Annotated in this window: 10 protein-coding genes; 5 read left to right on the top strand and 5 right to left on the bottom strand. The window is 55.5% G+C overall.

The genetic code is table 11. The annotated features are described in order from the left end of the window. Nucleotides 1-602: 602 nt before the first annotated feature. The 5 genes from MXE41_RS07750 to speA form a co-directional block, all read right to left on the bottom strand. Nucleotides 603-1,370 carry a DUF2057 family protein gene (locus tag MXE41_RS07750; protein ID WP_247100088.1) on the bottom strand — a complete coding sequence of 256 codons (768 nt, stop codon included), beginning with the start codon at nt 1,368-1,370 and terminating at the stop codon, nt 603-605. A gap of 397 nt (nt 1,371-1,767) precedes the next feature. Beyond that, complete coding sequence (locus MXE41_RS07755; RefSeq protein ID WP_247100089.1) at nt 1,768-2,919, bottom strand: porin; 1,152 nt, start codon at nt 2,917-2,919, stop codon at nt 1,768-1,770. Between the two features lie 442 nt (nt 2,920-3,361). Beyond that, nucleotides 3,362-4,054 carry an HAD family hydrolase gene (locus MXE41_RS07760; protein ID WP_246977116.1) on the bottom strand — a complete coding sequence of 231 codons (693 nt, stop codon included), beginning with the start codon at nt 4,052-4,054 and terminating at the stop codon, nt 3,362-3,364. 195 nt (nt 4,055-4,249) lie between these two features. Further along, a complete protein-coding gene (gene speB, locus MXE41_RS07765) occupies nt 4,250-5,200 on the bottom strand; it encodes an agmatinase (protein WP_247100090.1) in 951 nt (316 codons plus the stop codon). Next, nucleotides 5,197-7,080: a biosynthetic arginine decarboxylase gene (speA, locus tag MXE41_RS07770; RefSeq protein WP_247100091.1), complete on the bottom strand. Its 1,884-nt coding sequence runs from the start codon at nt 7,078-7,080 to the stop codon at nt 5,197-5,199. The genes speB and speA overlap by 4 nt, the downstream gene beginning before the upstream one ends. 1,276 nt (nt 7,081-8,356) lie before the next feature. Here speA and apt point away from each other — a divergent pair. The 5 genes from apt to MXE41_RS07800 all read left to right on the top strand — a co-directional run bounded on the left by apt (nt 8,357) and on the right by MXE41_RS07800 (nt 20,312). Then, complete coding sequence (gene apt / locus MXE41_RS07780) at nt 8,357-8,935, top strand: adenine phosphoribosyltransferase (RefSeq protein WP_247100092.1); 579 nt, start codon at nt 8,357-8,359, stop codon at nt 8,933-8,935. A gap of 258 nt (nt 8,936-9,193) precedes the next feature. Further along, a complete protein-coding gene (gene dnaX / locus MXE41_RS07785) occupies nt 9,194-10,405 on the top strand; it encodes a DNA polymerase III subunit gamma/tau (protein WP_247100093.1) in 1,212 nt (403 codons plus the stop codon). A gap of 101 nt (nt 10,406-10,506) precedes the next feature. Next, entirely contained in the window at nt 10,507-15,129 is a 4,623-nt protein-coding gene (locus MXE41_RS07790) for a hypothetical protein (protein WP_247100103.1), read from the top strand. 779 nt (nt 15,130-15,908) lie between these two features. Next, a complete protein-coding gene (locus MXE41_RS07795) occupies nt 15,909-17,621 on the top strand; it encodes an NAD(P)/FAD-dependent oxidoreductase (RefSeq protein WP_247100094.1) in 1,713 nt (570 codons plus the stop codon). A 1,359-nt stretch (nt 17,622-18,980) separates the two neighbouring features. Then, complete coding sequence (locus MXE41_RS07800) at nt 18,981-20,312, top strand: hypothetical protein (RefSeq protein ID WP_246977110.1); 1,332 nt, start codon at nt 18,981-18,983, stop codon at nt 20,310-20,312. Nucleotides 20,313-21,259: the final 947 nt, after the last annotated feature.

Here is a 21,259-nt window from a genome sequence, read left to right on the forward strand (position 1 = left end):
GTTGCCATTGGCCTGGGGGTCTGCGAGCGCCTGGTAAAGTACCTGGAAGTGAATTATTTGCTCAAATAATCCTGTGATTAAATGCCCTCTCAGAGCTCATGTGGATGATTTTGCTGCAAACGTGTGCAATATGGGGCAATTCAGGAATAATTCTCTGGTAGTAAATTTTGGGAAGCAATTGCTGTACAGGGCCCAAAATGATGGGTACAGATGCGGTCAACAGGGCTGCCGGTTCAGCAGGATGCAGCGGTGGCAACAGGGCGAGGCGTGGTGGTACTGATAAGCCTGCGTTCCTGACGATTGAGGGGAGCCAGAATCGTTGACTGAGATCCGGGGCGGCTGTTATGGCTGTCCTGATGGCAGGGATGATTGACGGCCTGACGGTCGATGATGCTGGAATGGCTTGCGCTTTTGGCCATGACAGCCGATGTCCGGGATGAGCGGGATGAGCGGGATAGCCGGGATGAGCGGGATAGCCGGGATGACAGGGGCATCCGATGGGGAGCTGGTGCGTGGGGGATTGCGGAGGGGCGCAAATGATAAGGCCCTCCGGGGGAGGGCCTGTGCGCGTCAGCGCTGTAATCATGTCCGCAGGGTGCTTATCAGTGGGACATGATGTACTTTACGAACTTGAGCTTGGTGGCGTCGTCAGCTGCCTCGTAGAGCTGAACCAGCTGGTCAAATTCAGCGTTCATTACTGTAGCTGTGTTGGCCTTCTTTGAGGTGGCCTGAACTGTAGGAGCGGCAGCGGCAGCACCTGCAGCAATGGCAGCGGCTGATCCACCCTCGCGGGCCTTGACGGTAGGAACGTTTTCAGCGGTTACACCGGTGCGGTCATCGTTGGCCATTTCAGCAAAGACCCTGGCCGGAGCGTACAGACGGCCTACGGAGGCCAGATCCTCACGGTAGTCACGTAAGATGGCAAAACCGGAATCAGAAGTCAGGATGTAGTAGCTGGCCTCCTCTGGGGACAGGGCAGCTTTGGTACTGGCATTGATCAGGTTGATCTTCTGGGAGCGGGTGTAAGCCTCAGCCTCGCGATTGTCGCGTGGCATATTGTAGGTAAAGGTGTATTCGGCGTTGTCAGGAATGTTGGCAATATCTACAACGATTGGATTGGCAGCCTGGTAAAGACGGGAGTCACGGGCGTTGCCAAAAGTGCCTTCAAACAACATCACAATCTGGTGACGACCTGGGCTGAGAGTAATGGTACGGCTGAAGCGGTTGTAACCGAAGTCAGACTTCTGGCCATCTACCAGCTCTACAGAATAATTCACAGGAACCTTAAATGATGCAGCATAAGCGCCTGAAGCTAAAGCTAAGGCACCAGCTAATGCGCTGACTTTAAGTAAAGCACCCAGTTTGGACATGTTGAAGTTCTCTAAAAAGTTAATGTTTAGCGCGGAAATGATACCACAGTTCTAAGGCAAATAGGATAGTGCCTGATTAAGATGGCTAAAATACGGTGGTTTCTGGCGCCGTGTGTGTATTAAAAGCTTTTGTGCCGCGACCTGACATCCGGGTGTGCACACCATTTCATGGACGGTATCTGGTCCAGGAAGGTCTCACTGCCTTATCTGAGGATGTCTGAGGACAGTGATATCAGCCAGGCATACCATGGCATGGATGGCTCTGTCCTTGGACGGCACTTGGTCCATGGACGGCATTTGCTCCATGTACGGTATCTGGTCCATGGACGGCATCTGGCCCATGGACAGACAGTACGTCCTCATACAGGGATACTGACAGCAAATCGGGCAACATCCGTCAGAATGAATACTGCAGGCCCGCTGCCACCTTGTCCTCATTCCAGTTAAGGGTGCGGGCAAGGTCTGCTCCGTAGAACTGGGCAGTTTCACTGTCAAGGTCAAACTGAGCTTCAGCAAAGACCTTTACGGCCGGGGTGATATTCCAGCCCATGCCTAGGGTCAGAGCTGACAGTACTTTTACAGACTCATATTGCTTGTGTCCATAACCAAGGCTCAGCCAGACACCGTTTTCAAAGCTGTAATTAACTGCCGTATCCACGGTATAAATGTGGTGATGCAGATAGTCGTAAGCAGTGGCACTTAAGACGGCTGCAGCATAAAGTCCCTGACCAAGGCTGCCGTATGACAGAGAGGCACCGTATTCCTTTTTGCCTCCAGGGGAAGTATGAGCGGCACGTTCGGCAGCTGTGGCAGCATCATAGCCGTCAGCCTGCATCATGGTGGCAAAGAAATCATGAGAGGCCGGGGTTACAGCCTGAGTGTATTTGAACTTGTAGTAGTCAATACCGTAGGAAAGGGTTACCTTGTCACCAAATTTGGTGGAGATGGAGGCGGCCAGACCATGGTCAATGGTCATGGGAGTATGACCAAGAGGCTCGCTGGCAAAGAGCCAGGAGAACTTGAGATCCCAGCTCAGGCCACGCAGAGAATACATGATCTGGGCAGGACGCTGATTACCGAGCATATAGTAGTCTGAAGCGCTTGTGTCCAGTACAGTGAAAATGTCTGTAGCACCGACCACATTATAGTAGGCACCATCGCCGCGACCGGCCATTAAAGTACCGTACTGCCAGGCATCAAGACCGGCAAACAGATATTCAGTATCGTTAAGGGCGCCTTCATTGCCATTGGCATCAACACCGGTTTCCCACTGGGCCATCATAATGGCATCAAGACCGGTGGCAATGCTGCTGCGGGCACCAAGACCCAGGCGGGCGGAGCTGTATGAGGTGGTTTCATTGAAGCTGTTGCCGGTAAGGTCGTACCATGCACCATCGTTTACGACCATGGTGCGGACGTGACCAAAGAGATCAAGGGAGACATTTTCCTGATCATAGACACGGGCTGCCTGGGCAGGGGAAAGAAGTGAAGCGGTGACAGCAGTGGCTGCAACTGTGGCAAGACATTTGGAGACGGATAAACCAGGCACACATGCTGTCAGTGATGAAAAGCGCATATAAATACTCTGAATGGACCTGCAGCCTGAAAAACAGGGAGCTGCCAACAACTATATGGCTGCAGCAAGACTCAGCTCCGGGCAGACCAGGGCTGATCATGGCTTTTTTGCCTGCATCTGAGAAGAAAAACTATCCCAACTTTCTCCCGGTTATCAGATGCAGATGCTGTGCAGTCTGTCACATTATGTCACAGCATAAATAAATTGGCCATAATTTAAGGGCCATGCCCCAAAAAGCACGCGCGACTGAAACTGTCAGCCAGATTCGAGCGTACTTATGTGCTTTGCCGCCGTATCTGGAGCCATGCCGGCGGGCATGGCACGTCCGGCCATGGCACGTCCGGCCATGTAGGTCTCGTCATGGCACGTCAGGCCCGGGCAATGCTCATGGCCCAGGTGACGGTTGCTGACGGCGTCAGTCCTTGAGGCACAGGGCGCGCAGGTCAGCTGTGTCCCTGAGCATGAAGTGGGCAAACCAGTTTTCAGGATGGCCGCACTCGCGGGCTCCATAACCCCACAGGGCTGCAGCTGAGCGGGTACGGGCCCGGTTGGCCGCTATGATGTCATTGAGGTGATCGCCAATATAGACAGCATCGTAAGGGCCGATATTCATCATGTTGAGGGCCTTTAAGACCGGCTCAGGGTGAGGCTTGCTGTTCGCTACGCTGTCGCAGCCCAGAACCACGCTCAAATCACTGTAAAAGCTGTAGTTTTTGAGCAGCTTCTCGGCCATTTCAATGTATTTGTTGGTAACCACGGCTATTTTGATATTTGCCTTCTTCATGTCATCGAGCAGGGCGGTCATGCCCTCAAAAGCTGTGGTGCGATCGTTGATATGGTCCATGTAGTACTGGGCAAAGTAAGAGCGCATGGCTCCTGAAATGTCAGCACTGGCGTGCTCATCCTCAGGTATGCCCAGCTTGAGCATTTCACGCATGCCTGCAGTTACTCTGGTGCGGGCCAGCTCTTCATCAAGGCTCTTATAGCCAAAGTGTTCCAGAGTGGCATTACAGGCGCCAATAATGTCCGGAGCTGTGTCCAGCAGAGTGCCATCGAGGTCAAAGATTACAGCACGCGGGTGCAGGCAGGGAATGGTTTTGTCAGTCACTTTACGGGCTCTTGATCAACAGGTGAAAACAAAGACAGACACAAAAAGGGAGGCGCCCGGCGCAGCCATGCCATAGTCAATGGCTGCTGCCGGACGGGAGGCCCGCCATGGCCATGGGCCTTGCCTCAGGGCCATGGCCCTGAGCAGTGCCCCGGAGCCGGGGACGCGCCCTTGCCGTGACGGGCTGCGGGCTTATCAGGCGCGCTTTGAGGCGTGCAGATACAGCATGTCCAGGGCCAGGGTGGCGGCGGCCAGGGAGGTGATTTCGCCGTGGTCGTAGACAGGGGCGACCTCCATGACATCGTAGCCTACAATGTTGATGTTCTTAAGACCACGGATGATCTTGAGAATCCTGTCGGTGGACAGACCACCACACACTGGAGTGCCGGTGCCAGGGGCAAAGGCCGGGTCAAGGCAGTCAATGTCAAAGGTCAGATAGACAGGGTTGGAGCCTACAGTCTTTTCGATGGAGGCCACAATATCCTCAACGCTCATGTCGTTGGCGAGGGCGCCGTGCAGTACGTTAAAGCCCAGGGACTTGTCATACTCGGTACGTATGCCTACCTGTACTGAATGCTCAGGGTCGATAAGACCTTCCATTGGTGCGTGGTAGAACATGGTGCCGTGGTCGGCATCTGAACCGTTGGAGTAGGTGTCAGAGTGGGCATCAAAGTGCAGCAGGGAGAGCTTGCCGCCGTCCTTGCAGAAATGTCTGTGATGGGCACGCAGCAGTGGCAGGGTCACAAAGTGGTCACCGCCGAAAGTAAGGCAGGTCTTGCCGCTTTGCAGAAGCTTTAAGGTGTGGGTCTCAAGAGCGCTGGCCATGGAGCGGGCATCACCAAAGGAATAGACAAGATCACCACAGTCGATGATGTTCAGACGGTCCTTGAGACAGAAATCCCATGGATAGCGGCAGTGTTCCCAGTCAAGCTGGGTGGAAATGGCACGTATTGCCTGAGGTCCAAAGCGTGATCCTGAGCGGCCTGAAGTGGCAATATCAAAAGGTACGCCGGTAATGGCCACGTCAGCAGTGGCCTCATAAGGATTAAAGACCAGAGGGCTGCGCAGGTAGCCAAAGCTGTTGGCTACCAGAGAGGTGTCTTCCTTATTGCCAAGGGTCTGGAAAGTCTGCTGGCACTGACTCATGAAATCTGATCCTCCTCAAGGTAGGTATAGCCATACAGGCCGGTCTTAAAGTCATTGATGAACTGACGCTGCAGTTTCTCATCAAGACCACTGTCGCGTACTTCGCGGGTAAATTCGTTGAGCAGCTTTGACGGATCGAGCTGAACATACTGCAGCATGTCAGCTACGGTATCGCCCTCGTCACTGAGGCGCAGGCGCACTCTGCCATCTTCATTGACGTAAACATCAACAGCCTCGGTATCGCCAAAGAGATTGTGCATATTGCCCAGAATCTCCTGATAGGCTCCTACCATGAAAAAGCCTATATATGGCGGATTGTCCGAGTCATACTCAGGAAATGGCATGGTGTTGGCCACATCATCTCCGTCCATATAGTGCTTGATGGCACCGTCTGAGTCACAGGTGATATCAAGCAGTACGGCACGGCGGGTCATAGGCTGATTGAGAAATTCAAGCGGCATGACAGGGAAGAGCTGATCAATACCCCAGGCATCAGGCAGGGACTGGAAAAGCGAGAAGTTGACATAAAGCTTGTCAGCCATGCGCTCTTCAAGCTCATCAATGAGAATGCGGTGCGATTTGTTAAGCGGATCGAGCATTTTCCTGAGCTCAGAGCAGATAGAAAGGTACATCTGCTCAGCATAGGAACGATCCTCAAGGGAGTAGTCACCCACCACAAAGCCATGGTGCACGTCATTGAGATCAAGCTGACTGTCATGCAGCCACTCACGCAGGGAGCGGTGCTGCTTGCTCTCGTGCATGAGATTCCAGGTATTCCACATGGAACGCAGTGGTCTTGGGGCATCGGCAGCAGGCTCCACCACATCTGGCAGCTGGCAGATACGCTCCACACCAATGACATTGGATACCAGCACGGTGTGATAGGCTGTAAGGGCACGGCCTGACTCGGTGATTACTGTAGGCTGAGGAATGTTGTGTTCCTTACAGGCATCACCAATGGCCCAGATAATGTTGTTGGCGTACTCACAAAGGCCATAGTTGACCGAGGCGTCAGACTGGGAGCGGGTGCCTTCATAGTCCACACCAAGGCCGCCGCCCACGTCAAAGCAGTCAATAGGGGCGCCGAGCTTGACCAGCTCCACATAAAAACGGGCTGACTCACGTACACCATTGGCAATATCACGGATATTGGACATCTGGGAGCCAAGGTGGAAGTGGATAAGCTGCAGGGAGTTGAGTTTGTCAGCATCCTTGAGCTCTTTTACCAGGTCGAGTACCTGAGTGGCGCTCAGTCCGAACTTGGACTTTTCACCACCTGATGCCTGCCACTTGCCTGAACCCTGAGAGGCCAGACGGGCACGGACACCAAGACGCGGGGTAACACCAAGACGCTCGGCTTCCTCAAGGGCAAGGCGCAGCTCGGAGAGTTTTTCGATAACGATATAAACCTTATGGCCCATCTTTTCGCCATTGAGAGCCATACGTATATACTCACGATCCTTGTAGCCATTACAGACAATTACGCTGCGGGTGCGGCCGGCATGGGCCAGTACCACCATGAGCTCAGCCTTGGATCCGGCCTCAAGGCCAAGGGGCTCACCTGACTGGGTAAGGCTTTCAATTACACGGCGGTGCTGATTGACCTTGATAGGGAAAACCAGAAAGTAATCGCCCTTGTAGCCATAATTGTCACGGGCCTGACGGAAGGCGCGGTTAATGGAACGCACGCGGTGCGGGAGAATCTGCGGAAAGCAGAACAGGGCCGGCAGACGCTGGCCGCTCTTTTCACGTGAGGCTACCAGTTCAGCAAGGTCTACACGTGCCTCAGGGACATCAGGATCAGGACAGACCTCGACATGGCCCTTTTCATTAACCTCAAAGTAGCCATTGCCCCACCAGTCCACATTAAATACGCTCATGCCAAAAATCCTGTAATCAATCCACAGTCTCAGCACCGCTGCCCCTGGCGGCTCACCTCAACCATTCCCGGCCCACCAGGCTGCGGCCTGCGTGGCCACAGGACTTGAGCCCAGGAGCCACAGGCCATAAGGCCCCGGCCCTTGTCATGCACCCGCCGGCCCGCCAGGCTGAACAGGCAGCACATGCAGGACAGGCTGAGCAGGCAGCCCCGTGTGGCCCAGGACCAGATTCACAAGATTCTCATGGTCTCTGAGCGCGGGCTCAAGGGGAGGTGATAAGAATGCGAGGTGCAAAAAAGATCTGAGCTCAGGTAGCAGCAGTGTGTAACTGCAGTATCAATAAATACAAGCCAGAGCCGGCTTTCCCTGTTTCAGAGCTGAAAAAAGCCCAGGCCATCCGGAAATGCTTTTCCGGCCTCCTGAGCTGTTCCCGGCCATTAACCAAGGCTCTGCTAAGTGAGTCTGCCGCCGGTTACGTTACCGGTCACGGCGCTCAGGCTGATTGTGACAAATATTGCGTCCCATAACAAGACTTTATTGGTACCAGCCTCATGCGCGCAGCCGCTATCAGCCTGCATACGGTCATGCAGCTCTCTGCCTTAAGTCCCTTGGGATGTCATACAGCAGCCGGCAGGTACTCAACGCACCAGCGTGCCCCAGAGCCTGCCGCAGGCCTTACCCTGTCCGTGCACTCGGGGAACGTGCAAGCTCAGACTCAAGGTCAGCTGCCCGTACCTGCACAGTGTCAGACGCAGAGGCAGCTCTATGAGCAGGTGCGGGCGCTGTCGTATGGACTGCCGAAGTTGCAGGCGCAGGGGCAGCTTCATGAGCAGGTGCGGGCGCTGGCGTATGGACTGCCGAAGTTGCAGGCGCAGGGACAGCTCCTTGAGCAGGTGCGGGCGCTGGCGCCATGGACCGGCAAATCAGTCGGGGCAGTGCCGGGCAGTGCCATGGTTGCAGCCCCGGGAAAAGTATCTATGTGGCCCGTCAATATGAGACTGAGGGCCATGCTTACTGTTCTAAAAGGACCATGGTAGGGGTATAATCGTGTTTTGCGCTCTGAAAAGAGCACTTTCCCGGTTTTATCAGGTTTATTTGCCGGCAACACAGCAGCTGTGCCTGTGATGGGGCTGCTGTCAGGGCAGTCTCAGAGGTCGCCCTGACGGCCTGAGAGGTTGCCCTGGCAGGGGCTGCGGTGACTGTCATGTTGCTGTGCCCTGCAGGCCTGAGTGGTTTTAACAACGGCGTCTGTCACATTACGAGGTTTGAGTTAAAGATGCATAATATTCTGCGTGGTCGTATCAGCGATTTTGACAATAAGATTGAGTACATGAAGTCGACCATTACCAGCATCCAGGATTACCCTGTTCCAGGCATCCTCTTTCGTGACATTACCACCCTGTGTGAAGATGCCCGCGCCTTTGGTCTGACCATTGACATGCTCTATGAGGCCTTTAAGGATGTCAAAATTGACAAGGTGCTGTCCTCAGAGGCCCGTGGCTTTGTCTTTGGCGCTCCTCTGGCTGCCCGTCTGGGTGCCGGCTTTGTCATGGTACGCAAGCCAGGCAAGCTGCCACGTGAGACCATGAAAGAAGAGTATCAGCTTGAGTACGGCACCAATGAGCTGCACATGCATGTTGATTCAGTCAAGGAAGGCGAGCGCGTGCTGTGCGTAGACGATCTGCTGGCCACCGGCGGTACCATTATTGCCACCATCAAACTGGCCCAGCGAGCCGGCGCTGAGGTAGTAGGAGCCGCTTTTGTTATCGACTTGGTCGATCTGGGGGGCTGTGATAAAATCAAGGCCGAATGCGGCGTAGACAGCTTTGGCCTGCTTGATTTCCCAGGCCACTAGTCCCCGTCAGCGCCACCAGGCTTCGGCCGCCCAGGCCGCCATGGCTACCGTGGCCACCCCGGATGGCCCCGATGCCCTGGCATAAACCAGGGCGGCGGCCGGGTGGCAAGAATCGCCTGTACCGGTGCAATTAAGCCCTGCCCATGGCGCAGAATATGCGCCGGGCAGGGCCTGACATAATGAGACCCCAAGCCCGAAACAGTCTTAATCTGCTGTTTGGGGCTTGGGTTTTTCTGACTTTTATCACCAAGGATTTCTATGGCAATGCAATCAGAAGTTGAGTACCTGGCCCTGGCCCGTAAATACCGCCCTCAGAATTTTGAGGATGTGGTAGGACAGGAGCACGTCTTAAAGGCCCTGGCTCACTCTATTGACAGTGGCAAGACCCACCATGCCTATGTGTTTACTGGTACCCGTGGTATCGGCAAGACCACCATTGCCCGAATCTTTGCCAAAGCTCTGCAGTGTCAGGAGGGCGTAAGCTCTCACCCATGCGGCAAGTGTGAGGCCTGTGAGGGTATTACCGCCGGCGTTTTCCCTGATGTTATCGAAATCGACGCCGCCTCCCAGACCAAGGTGGACGATACCCGTCAGCTGCTGGAGAATACCCAGTACCCGCCTATTCACGCCCGCTACAAGATTTACATCATTGACGAAGTGCACATGCTCACTACCAGCAGCTTCAATGCTCTGCTCAAGACCCTTGAGGAGCCGCCTGCCTACGTCAAATTCATTCTGGCTACCACTGATCCGCACAAGATTCCTACCACCGTGCTCTCACGCTGTCTGCAGTTCCAGCTGCGTGCTCTGAACATGGATCAGATTCAGGGTCAGATCAGATCTGTCTGCGGCAAGGAAAACATTCCTTTTGAGGCCGAGGCCGTGCTGGCCATTGCCCGAGCCGCCCGTGGCTCCATGCGTGACGCCCTGTCTCTTTGCGACCAGGCTGTTGCCCTGGGCAATGGCAAACTTGAGACCGCCACTGTCTACTCCATGCTGGGCACAGCCGGTGATTCCTTTACCGGTGCCATACTGCAGATGCTGTGCGCTCCGTCTCAGGCCGCTGCAGCCAGTACTGCCGCAGACGCTGCCGCAGGCGGCGAGGCTGCCCCGGCTGACAATGCTGCTGCAGCCGTGAACATGACCTTTGCCACTTTGCTCGAAGAGCTGCGCCAGAAGGCTCCAAATTACCGCTCACTGCTTGATGAGCTGGTCATTGCCTTTCATGACCTGGCCCTCTATCAGCTCATTGGCCGCACCGATCTGGAAGTATTTTCCATCAACCGTCAGCTGCTTGAGCAGTATGCCCCTGTATTTACCCCTCAGCAGATTCAGCTTTACTATCAGATTGTGCTTGAGGGCGTTCAGGAGTATCAGTATGCCACCGATGGTCGCAGTGCTTTTGAGATGACACTGCTGCGTCTGCTGGCCTTTACCCCTGAAAAAAAAAACTCTGGCGCGGTGAATTAAACACAGTAGCCACCCCTTCTGTCTCATCCCTTATCTCTTCAGCAGCTCTGGGGGCTCAAGGCCTGACCGGCAGCTCAGCTGCGCCTTTCGATCCCACTTCCATGCTGGCAAGCGAACTGGGCGGTCTGATGCCCGGCTCTGCCAGAAATGCCTCAGCTGCCGCTATTGCCGCCCTTCATCAGGAGGCCGCTGCCATCAATGCCCAGGGCCCCGCCAGCCCGGCTGCCGCTGCAGCCGCTGGCGCCGCTGCTGGCGCAGCCGGCGCTGCTGCCCCGGCCCCGTCCATTCGCCCTCTTGGTCAGGGCGATACCCGCATGTTGCTGCAGGCTATTACCAAAGGTCCTCAGGAGTGCGAGCGCTGCATTGACAGCCTGAGCGCTCAGCTGGGCTTTAATGCTCAGCAGCGCGAGGAAATCATCCGTCTGGCCCAGACTCTCAGTGCCAGTCAGGCCGTCGTGGCCTCAGCCCGTGCTTCCTTAAGTCAGGGGCAGCGTAATAACAGCAATCAGAAGCGCAATCTTGAGCAGCTGCAGCACAGCCTTGGAATAGACCCCGATAAAAACTCCAGCCAGCCGCGCAAGGACATAGGCAGTAATATCGGCTATTACCACGAGGGCCAGGGGGCCGAGGGCAGCCTGGGTGAAGGTCATACCCTGCCAACTCCGGCTCAGCGTGCCGCCCTGATAGCCTCCAATACCCGCCTTGCCATGGAGCAGGCAGCTGCCGCTGCTTCCGCCGGCGCCGCCGCCGGCGACGCAGCCGATGACAGCGAGGCTCTTGCCTCTCTTGATCATGGCGCTGATGACTATGATGACCATGATGGTAAGGGCGGCACCGGCCAGCCTGGCGGTAAGGCCATGGCCGGCAGCTTTGACGGCCGCAAGAAAATCGATACCACTTCACGCTTTGATTACAGCGATCAGGCCCGTGATCTGGAGACTATACACAAGGGCGGAGTAGGATTTAATACCCGTTATCTTGAGCTCAATGCTCATGCTGAGGATCCGGCCAGGGTCCAGCAGGAAATGGAGGAGCGCCGCCACTATACCGAGATGGCCGCCCGCGTGCTCGATTACTTTGTTGTGCTGGACAGCTCCCATGAGCGCAGCAACCAGACAGCCATTAAAAACAGCCGCGTCAAGGACACCAATGCCGAGCTGCTCAACCTCAGCAATGTCATCAGCGGCTTTAACACCATTAATGAAAACAGGGCCAACGGCCTGCCACCAGGCACGGGCCTGCCTCAGAGTACCCCGGCAGCACAGGGCGCCTCAGGCAGTGACCTGTCCATAAGCCCGGCCGCAGCCGGCACCGCCGCTGCCACAGCGGCCGCTGACAGCAGCGCCGATGACGCTGACGATTTTGTATTTGATCAGGTAGACCACCATGGTTATCAGGTAGGCAGTGAGCACCATCTGGGCGCTCAGTTTGCCGGATCCGTATCTCTTGAAAACAATGACGCCAGCAACCTTGGTTCCATAGAAGAGCTCCCATCCGGTCCGGCCCCGGCCCCAGCTCCGGCCCAGGCAACAGACGCCGACATCGCCGCTGCTGCCGTCCCGGCCCCGGTCACTGACGCCACTGAGGATCAGGACCAGGCCGCCGCAGCCGGTCAGGCACAGCCAGCTGAGGCTGTTCAGGATGCTCAGGCTGCCGGGCAGTCAATTGCTGATGCCCAGGTGCACAGCAGTGAGTCTGCATCTGCAGCTGAAGCTGCAGCTGAAGCTCAGGCTGAGGTCGGCAGTGAAGCCACTCAGGCAGATGCCGGCGCTGATGCCGCTCTGGCAGAGGGTGATGGCGCCGCTGCTGATGCTTCTGCAGATGCTGCCAGCACAGTTGCATACAGTGTTGCACCTGCAGCTGCAGGGGGCGAAGATTCCGGATCGTCCAAGGAAGCTGCCCGCTCTGAGGCTGAGGAGCAGCCTCATGGTGATGAGGTGGTCACTGCAGCAGCTGACAGTGGTTCCGCTTCCGGGGCTACCCTGGAGATCGCGGCCGGCTTTACCCCTGTATCTCTGTCCTCAGGGGCTGAGGACAACCAGGCTGCTGCAGCTGCAGCTCCTGAGGTTAAGGCAAAGCGCACTGTTGCCCGTACCGATAATGCCCGCAAGGCCCTTAAGGGCATAGCTTCGAATCTTGCTGACGATGAGGGCTTTGATGAGCTGGACTCCTCTGTCGATGACATTATGGGTACCAGCTTTTCTGACCTGAGCATCAGTGAGCCACCAGCAGCTCAATTAGGTGAGATTACTCCGGCATCATCAGCACCGGAAATTGCTCCAAATGCTGAGGGCGCTGCGCTCCATTGGACAGCCTCCGACGCTGACGACGGCGGCGCCCTGAGTGCAGCGGCAAAATCAGATAAGCAGGCTGTCTTACAGGCTGTGACTGATGTCGCCGCTGCAGCAGCTGCATCAGCAGGCGTGCAGGGGGCAGCTGCCACCGTACCTGACAGCGACTTGCCACCATGGCACATGGGTGATTCGGACAGCCGTACTCTGCTTAAGGATCAGAACGCATGGCAAAAGAGCGCTGCCATAGCGGCAGCGGCACAAGAGGGCAAGAGCACCCGTCCGTCAGCTGATCTGTCCGGTGGCAGTGCGCTGTCAGCTGAGGTTATGGCCGAGGTTAAGCCTGTTTCTCTGAGCCTTGCGGCCGCAGCAGCCGAGGCTGCTGACTATGGCGACGACCTGATGCCTGCGCCAGTAGTGAGCGCATCCGCTCCAGCACCTGGTGCTCAAGATGCCGCTGCAGCCGCAGCGGATATCACTCCGGCAGCGGACGCCATGGCTGATGCCGCTGGTGATCTGACAGACGGGGCTGGTGGCCATGATCATGCCGAGGGCGGCAGCAGCGGCTTTGATACCGCAGTGGCGCAGCAGTCAGGCGCCTCCATGGACATCGCAGCTCAGGCTCAGGATAAGAGCATTGTTAATCCTGAAAGTGGCGTACTGCGCGCCGATGGCAAGGCTGATGTTTCAGCTGAGGATGCCAGAGCTCAGCAGTCCGCTGCTCTGCTCAGCAGCCTTGCTGCCAGGGCCAGTCATACTCACAACAAAGAAGAGCAGCAGGCTCTGGCTCAGTCCATGGGCAAGGCAGCTCTTGATACCCTTGGCTTCCTTGAGGCCAAAATCGCCAAAAACATAGAACTTACCGGCGCCAATACCGGTCCATCTCCATGGGAGCTGATAGGCCGCAGCCAGGTAATTGCCATTGATGACACTGAGATCAAGGTGCACAGGCCAAAGCTTGAAAAGCTTACCCGCATGAGTGATAACAACTTCCTCATGGCAGGAGGCGAAAAGAGCGAAGAGTCAGCAGAGAGCTGCATTTTCAAGGGCACACTGGTAAATGCCTGGGGCAAGACTCTGCCTGATGAGGGCACCACAGCCCTGATGGCTGTAATGATGGCTAAAATCCAGGAAGCCAAAGCCCGCAAGGAGCTTTCTGCTCAGGCCTTTAAGGATTTTGCTGCCCGCATTGCCAGCACCGGCAGAAGCATTGAGGCCACCTCTGACCCTGAGCTCATGCCGCTCAGTCTGCTGCGCCTGATGTCCGGCACCAGCGCCGCCCTCAATGAGATTTATCAGCGCCGCTGCGCGGCCGAACAGCCTGCTGCGCCTGTCCCGGCAGCCGCGCAGCCAGGTGCCGGCCAGATGCCACAGGCTGCCCCTGCAGGCATGCCGCCACAGGGAGCGCCTGCAGGCATGCCGCCACAGGGAGCGCCTGCGGCTCGTCCGGCCCAGGCCATGGGCCAGGCACCGGCCATGGGCCAGCCACCGGCCCAGGCTCGGGCCATGGCCATGCCAGCCGGTATGCCACCTGTGGGCCGCCCGTCAGGTCAGCCACCTGTGGGCATGCCTCCTGCGGGGCATCCGGCTGCCATGCCTCCTGCAGGCAGGCCTCAGGGTGGACCACAGGGTGGACAACAGGGTGGCCCAGGCCGTGGTCCTGGTGGCAGGGTCATGGAGCCGCCAGCTGATTTCGTCAGTCATTTTGAAGACAGGTATGAAGATGAAGGCTATGCCCCGCCACCTGATGTCATGATGGACTATGGCAGCTTTGATGATGGCGAGGGCTATGACGGCTATATGAGTCAGGGCAGCAACCTTGCTGCTGATATGGCCTTAAATCAGGATCCTGAGTTTGTTCAGGCTGTTCCTGTAGAGGGTACCGATACCGTAATCAGTACCGCTGTGGGCATGGCCGGATCAGGTGAGCTGCCAGGCTGGCGTCGCAGTGTGGATGATGACTATCTTGATGTCATTGGCCGTGATGATGAGTGGTATGCCCTTATTGTCAAAGCCTATCCCCAGCATGGCCTTGAGTACTCAACTCTGGTACGCTCGGCCCGACGCATTGACAGCAGTGATCCGTCCCTGTGGCATATGGTCATTTCGCGCAATGACGAGTTCTCTACTCTGGGTGAGGCCATTTTGCCGAAGATTGAGCAAAGGCTCTCCGAGGTCCATGGCTCGCCGATACGCCTTGATGTGGTAACCGAGGACAATGTTCCCCGTGATGCCCCGGCCGTAAAGTCCTACTATGCCCATCAGGAGGACATAGCCCGCGCCCGTCAGAGCTGCTACAAGATTCGTGGTCTGGGCGCGCTGCTGCGCGACCTTGGTGAGGACCTTGCCAATACCGGTATTGAGCTCTACCAGAAAGTGCAGCCGGCTCCGGCTCAGGCACAGGCAGCGCTTGAAGGCGCAGCCCGGCCTTAGGCTCTGCAATGACCATAAAACAAAGCCCCGCATCAGCGGGGCTCTTTATTTTGCGGCAGCGGGGCCGTCCATCACAGGCCAGGTCGCTCCCGGACCAGCCCCATGCTTTGCCCCGGTGCCCGGGCCCGGTCAACGGGGCAAAGCCCATGGACATGCGGCCTTGTCATGGTACCTGGTGCTGGGGTCTGCTCACTGACTGACAGATCCATTAATTTTGCTAATGGATTAGCACAGTTTATGAGAAAAAAATGTGATTTGTTTTGCCTTTTGAGCTATCATTTTTTCAGATTTGCGCTAAAGTTAGCACTTGTGATCGCAAAAGAGAGTGGCATTTTTATCATGTCCAGGAAATCTATTTAATTAATCAGGTTAGCAAATAGCAGATTATGCCCTGTCTTCAGATGTGCTGTTAACTGGCCTTATGCGGCAGCTGCGACCGCAATGAGCCTGAGCCTGAGCCTGAGTCTGAATTACTCCGGGGCTGTCCGCTTTATCCTCTTATTGTGGTTTCCGCAGGCGTGGCCGCCGCCTGGTGTTTATCCCCCATGTTTCAGCTTCATGTTACTGAAACGCAAGCCGGCCAGAAATTCTTTTCCGGCGCCTGATTTGTACAGGCTGCCTGTCCTTTTAATTCCTCCATGTCCTGTCATTACTGCCTGTCGGCAGTTACGGATAGCGCACGCCTGTGTGCTGGTCCGGGGCAGGATGTGGTCTGAACGTTAGAAAATGCCGGACGATGCTCAAACATGGCTGCCCGGTACAATGTGAGGTCTGGTTTAATGAGCTTTAATATCCCTGATGCGCCCAAAAAACGCGTAGTTATCGTAGGTGGCGGTTTTGGCGGTCTTAAGCTGTGTACTGCTCTTGCCAAAAATACTGATTATCAGATTGTTCTTATCGACAAGAACAATTTCCATCAGTTCCCGCCGCTCATTTACCAGATTGCCACTTCCGGTCTGCAGGTAAGCTCCATTGCCTTCCCTTTCCGCAAGATGTTTGCCGGCAGCAAGAATGTGTTCTACAGAATGTGTGAGCTGCGTGCCGTATATCCTGAGGACAAGGTAATTCAGACCTCCATTGGCAAGCTCGACTACGACTATCTTGTCCTTGCTACCGGCACTACTACCAATTACTTTGGTAACAGCCGTCTGCAGGAAGAGTCCATGCCTATGAAGACCATCAACGAGGCCATGGGTCTGCGTAATGCTCTGCTCAATACCTTTGAGCGTGCCAATACCTGCTCCACAGAAGAAGAGCGCGCTGAGCTGCTCAACGTTGTGGTAGTAGGCGGCGGTCCTACCGGTGTGGAAATTGCCGGTGCTCTGGCAGAAATGCGTGAGCACGTGCTGCCACGTGACTATCCGGATCTCGATACCTCTCTGTTCAAGATTCACCTTGTTCAGGGCGGTGCCCGTCTGCTGCCTGCCATGTCAGAAAAGGCCTCCAAGACCTCACTGGAGTACCTGACCAGGATGGGTGTTGACGTGCAGCTTAAGGCCTATGTGCATGATTATCGTGATCATGAGGTTATTCTGCGCGACGGCCGCTCTTTCAAGTCTCAGACCATTATCTGGGTGTGTGGTGTTACCGGACGCCGTATTCAGGGCATTGATGACAAATTCTATGGTCCGGGCAACCGTCTGACCGTTGACAGCTTCAATCAGGTTACCGGACTTGACGGTGTCTATGCCGTAGGTGACTGCTGCATCATGACCACAGAGGACTGCCCGAAGGGACACCCTCAGATGGCTCAGGCTGCTCTTCAGCAGGGCAGGAATCTGGCCCGCAACTTTACCCACTTGTCACGCAATGAGCCTCTGGAGGCCTTTACCTACAAGGATCTGGGCTCTATGGCAACAATCGGCCGTAACAAGGCCGTAGCCGATATCTTCGGCATGAACATGACCGGTTTTACCGCCTGGGTTCTGTGGATGATTGTGCACCTGATGTCTATCCTGGGCGTAAAGAACAAGATGTCTACAGTAATGGACTGGGCCTGGTCATACTTCACCTATGACAAGTCCAACCGCACCATTATTTCAGCCAAGCATCCAAAGGTTATTCTCGAACGTAACTACGAGATTTCCATGCGTCACTGGGGTGAACTGTCCCGTGAACAGGCCATAGAGGCCGAGCGTCTTGCCGATGAGGCCATCAAGGGCAGCCGTGACATTTACTCTCTTAAGACTCAGGAGTCCCTGGCCCGTAACGCCATGAAGAAGGCCGAAGCTATCCTGCGTCAGAAGAGCCTTGAGGCTGCTGCCGCCGCTGCCTCTCTGGCCGGTTCCAGAGAAGCTGCCGCCGCTGCGGCCACCGCAGCTGACGCCACCCGCGAAATCATTGGCGAGGGCGACAACCTGCCACCAGCTGTACCTGCAGCCGCTCCAGCTGCCGCTCAAGCCCCGGCTGCCTCCGAGGCACCAGCTGCTCGGCCAGCCGACGCTCCGGCTGTTCAGCCAGCTGCTGATGGCAAGGACAGTGAGGCAAAGTAGCCAACTGTTGCTGACAGCAAGTCTCTCAGGCTGATCCTGAGAACCCGGATAAGAATGATGCCCGCAGTGCTGCACTGCGGGCATCATTCGTTGTGGGGCAGCCCTGTGCACCATGCGCCCACAGGACATAACACCTCCGGGGCCATGAGCCAGCTGGTCCATTGGCAATAAGACCTGGGCAGCGCGTCCCTGGCAGCCGGACCGGAAGCGCTTTCCGGCACTGGGCAGGGGCTTTGCCTGCATTGGATTTGCCTGCAGTGACGTCCGGGATGGAGGCGCTGTGGGGAAGCTGCGCTGGGGCTTTGCCTGCATTGGCTTTGCCTGCAGTGGCGTCCCGGATGGAGGCGCTGTGGGGAAGCTGCGCTGGGGCTTTGCCTGCAGAGGCATCGGGCGGTAGAAATATGGCAATCAGGGGCGAGGCTCGCAAGTGTGTGAGTGCCGGGTTGCGAGGCGCTTTGGGACTGCAGGCGGCTGCAGGCAGGAGCATGGCTTTCTGCCAGGTGCCTCTTAAGCCGAGAGTGCGCTCATGGATAAAAAGCAGGGCCAGGGCAGCGCGAAGCATGGAGCTCAGGCCTTTGCCTCCCATGTAATGGCCTGAATGTTGCTTTGCAGAAATGATAGACATTTGTGGTGTCGAGATCTGTGCAGTAACGCTCCATAGGTAAATGTGGAGTACGTATATTACTGAACAGAAGATCGAGAGCACAGTCTTGATCCAATGCGACAGAAATTTTGCTCCAGCGCGCGTCAAAAGGGCGAACTGTCCCGACAAATTTGCATTTTTCATCAAAGGCAGCTTTGTAATTGTCGGGCCTAATTGCTATACTTTGGGCTGAACTATTCCCAGGTGCGGGCGTACTGACAGGATTTTCAGCCAGTCAACTGCTTTGCCCCGGTCGGCGTAGTGCTCTATTCCATGGAGAGGAAATACAGCACGTTATAGTGAAATATCTGCCGTTTAGTTAGATTTACTGACAGGACTGACCTTGCAGCCTGCGGTAATGACAAGTTTCCAGAGGCTTTGCCTCGTCTTAACGTTAAGTGCCCTGACAGCACTCTGTGTGGCATATGTCTCCGGTCGGGCCGGAGCTATTTCAGGACCTGCTGTGCCTGAAGCTTGCAGTGCTGCCTGCCTTAACATCAGTTAATGCACGGTCACTCTGATCTTATGAGAGGACGGACTGTGTGCACGGTTGGAGTTGGGATGTCTGTGCATACCAACGCTGCGCCGGGCCAGTGAATGTTTTTGCGGTATTTTCCTCAAAGCTTTTCCACCATGCCGGGCAACTCCACTTCAGTGACTATCTGCAGTGCGATGGTTTAGCAGTATCCACTTCCCAATTCTAGGAGAGATATACGGTGTCTGATACAAGTCAAGCTGGAGAGCAGGAGAAAAAACCTGAGCCAGTCAAAACCATGATGATGAGTACAGTGCCATATTGGAACTCTCAAAGTCAGGCTTTCTATTATGAGCTCAGCTTTGTTACCCAGGACCGTAAAACCCGAGTTACTCCTGATAACACAGCCGAAGTCCTGCGCCGTTACCTCGTGCAGTCACAGCTGGACAAATACGTCGGCCCTAAGGCTGGCGTAGCTATTAACGTTCAGTTCTCCTCAACTTTCCTCGAATTCCGTCACGACATCAACTATTCACGCATGCTGGTGCGTCTGCCATCCAATCAGCCGGTCAATCAGACCCTGGTACAGCAGATGCGCGAGATGAGTTCCTTTGGCATGTCTTTCGCCACCGATCTGGAAACCATCATTCGTGAAAAGTGGCTCGAACAGATTCCTCGTTTTGACTATGTTGTGCTCGACATGCACTCTCCTAACATAGCCAAGGACATTATTGCAGTACAGAGCTTAAAGCAGATTCAGCCACGTCTGAAGATGCTGTTCTCCAATATCCAGAGCCAGAAGGAAATGAAGGTTGCCTTCTCTCTGGGTGCTCATCTGGTTACCGGCAAGGGCAAGTACAATCCTCTGCCTCCATGCCTTATCAAGCCGCCATATAACTCCAACACCAAGGAACTCTTCCTTGAGCAGCGTCAGCTGTGTCTGCTGATGAGCTTTATGTGCGCTCCTAAGCCTAATATCCAGCAGATCAATATGCTGCTGCGCACTTCTTTCAAGATGTGGCAGACCTTTAACGTGCTGGCCAAGGCTATTGATAATACCGTGTTCTCCTCTTTCCGTTCCATGGAAGACATAGTCAAGCACTTTGGCGGTCACGGTGCCCGTAACCTCATAGCTCTGGTAATTGCCCAGATTCAGTACGATCTGTACAACCGCGCTACCAATTTAAATGGCGATCAGCAGCTGGATTACTTCAAGCGTCTGATTACCCGTGCCATTTTCATTGAGTCAGTGTGCAAGCTGTATCCTTACTTTGCTCCTTGCCGCGATCTCATTTTCGAGTTCGTAATCTTCCACGGCCTCGATCCAATGATCGTGCATCGTCCGGACAAGGTCTTCAAGATCACCCAGGATCTCATCAAGCCACGCTGCAGCTTCCTGCGCGTGCTGCAGGATCTCATCATTCTGGGCGACAGTATCGATACTCTGCACTTCCAGAACATTCGTGGTGTGGCTCAGAAGTACAAGCTCAACGATCTGCGTCTTATCTACCTGCACGAGCAGGCTGAACTCAAGGCCATGGAATACCTGGTGGCCATGAAGATCGTCCGCTAAACTCATCTCCGGCGCGCCTGCGCGCCGACCTCCCCCACACAATTCCCCCAATACCGGCGCCGCCCAGCGGCCTGCCGGCCACAATTACTGGTGCTGCCTGCGCCGCCCAAATCCCCATCAGGTTCCAATCCGTACAGGACGCACCCGGGCCCCCATCCACTCCAGCTGCACAGCACTGTCGGCACAGCACGCCCAGAGCACCAAACGGCTTTGCAAACTGCACACCCCCGAGCACCGCACAACTTCGCGAACTGCACACCCCTGCGCATTGCATGCTGTACGGCCCCTGGAGAGTGCTCTGGCCATCTGGAGCAGCTACAATTCAGAGCCGCTTTCAGCTGCCATAAAGCCAGCCTTAAGAACCTTGAAACTCCATTTTGAACTGCAGTCCCTGAATGCTGACCACTGTCCAGTCGATGACCTGCGTCCGATGACTGCACTGGACAGCGCCGATTTATGGATTTAAAGCAGGCAGGGACATTTTCAGTCCTGATGCTCCTATCATGGCAGTGGGCAAGAACCTCATAAATATCAGTAATTCAGGTATATACTAAGTGTGTTTGCAGCGTTTATATAACATATTGTTGTTTTAGCAATAAGGTAAAATTAACAATTAAGTTAAGAGTCGACTGTAATTTTGCCTGGTTTGAGTACATGAATTGATGTAATGCTATGAGAAGAGTTGACTGAGTCGGAATGGCTGTCGGCTGTAGGGCTTGCAGGTGGATGACTGAGGCGGAATGGCAGTTGGTTGGATGAGTCGTACAGGGGTAGGCCTGAGCCGAAGTGGGCATGAGCAGGCGCTATGGCCAGAGGTGACTGCGGCTGCGTGCAGAGAGTGCTGTGATGTGGAGATGGCCACATGCCCGCGATGGGCCGCGAGGTGGCTGCGTAGGAATGGACAGGGTAAAAAAAAGCCAGGGCAGGAGTGTTGCTCCTGCCCTGGG

The sequence above is a fragment of the Anaerobiospirillum sp. NML120449 genome, from assembly GCF_023051105.1.
In the GTDB taxonomy this organism is placed as follows: domain Bacteria; phylum Pseudomonadota; class Gammaproteobacteria; order Enterobacterales; family Succinivibrionaceae; genus Anaerobiospirillum.

Bases quoted from the DNA above. Each gene is read 5' to 3' on its own strand.
- speA (WP_247100091.1), bottom strand. From the start codon at position 7,080: ATGAGCGTATTTAATGTGGACTGGTGGGGCAATGGCTACTTTGAGGTT.
- MXE41_RS07790 (WP_247100103.1), top strand. From the start codon at position 10,507: ATGCTGGCAAGCGAACTGGGCGGTCTGATGCCCGGCTCTGCCAGAAAT.
- MXE41_RS07795 (WP_247100094.1), top strand. From the start codon at position 15,909: ATGAGCTTTAATATCCCTGATGCGCCCAAAAAACGCGTAGTTATCGTA.
- apt (WP_247100092.1), top strand. From the start codon at position 8,357: ATGCATAATATTCTGCGTGGTCGTATCAGCGATTTTGACAATAAGATT.
- speB (WP_247100090.1), bottom strand. From the start codon at position 5,200: ATGAGTCAGTGCCAGCAGACTTTCCAGACCCTTGGCAATAAGGAAGAC.
- MXE41_RS07750 (WP_247100088.1), bottom strand. From the start codon at position 1,370: ATGTCCAAACTGGGTGCTTTACTTAAAGTCAGCGCATTAGCTGGTGCC.
- dnaX (WP_247100093.1), top strand. From the start codon at position 9,194: ATGGCAATGCAATCAGAAGTTGAGTACCTGGCCCTGGCCCGTAAATAC.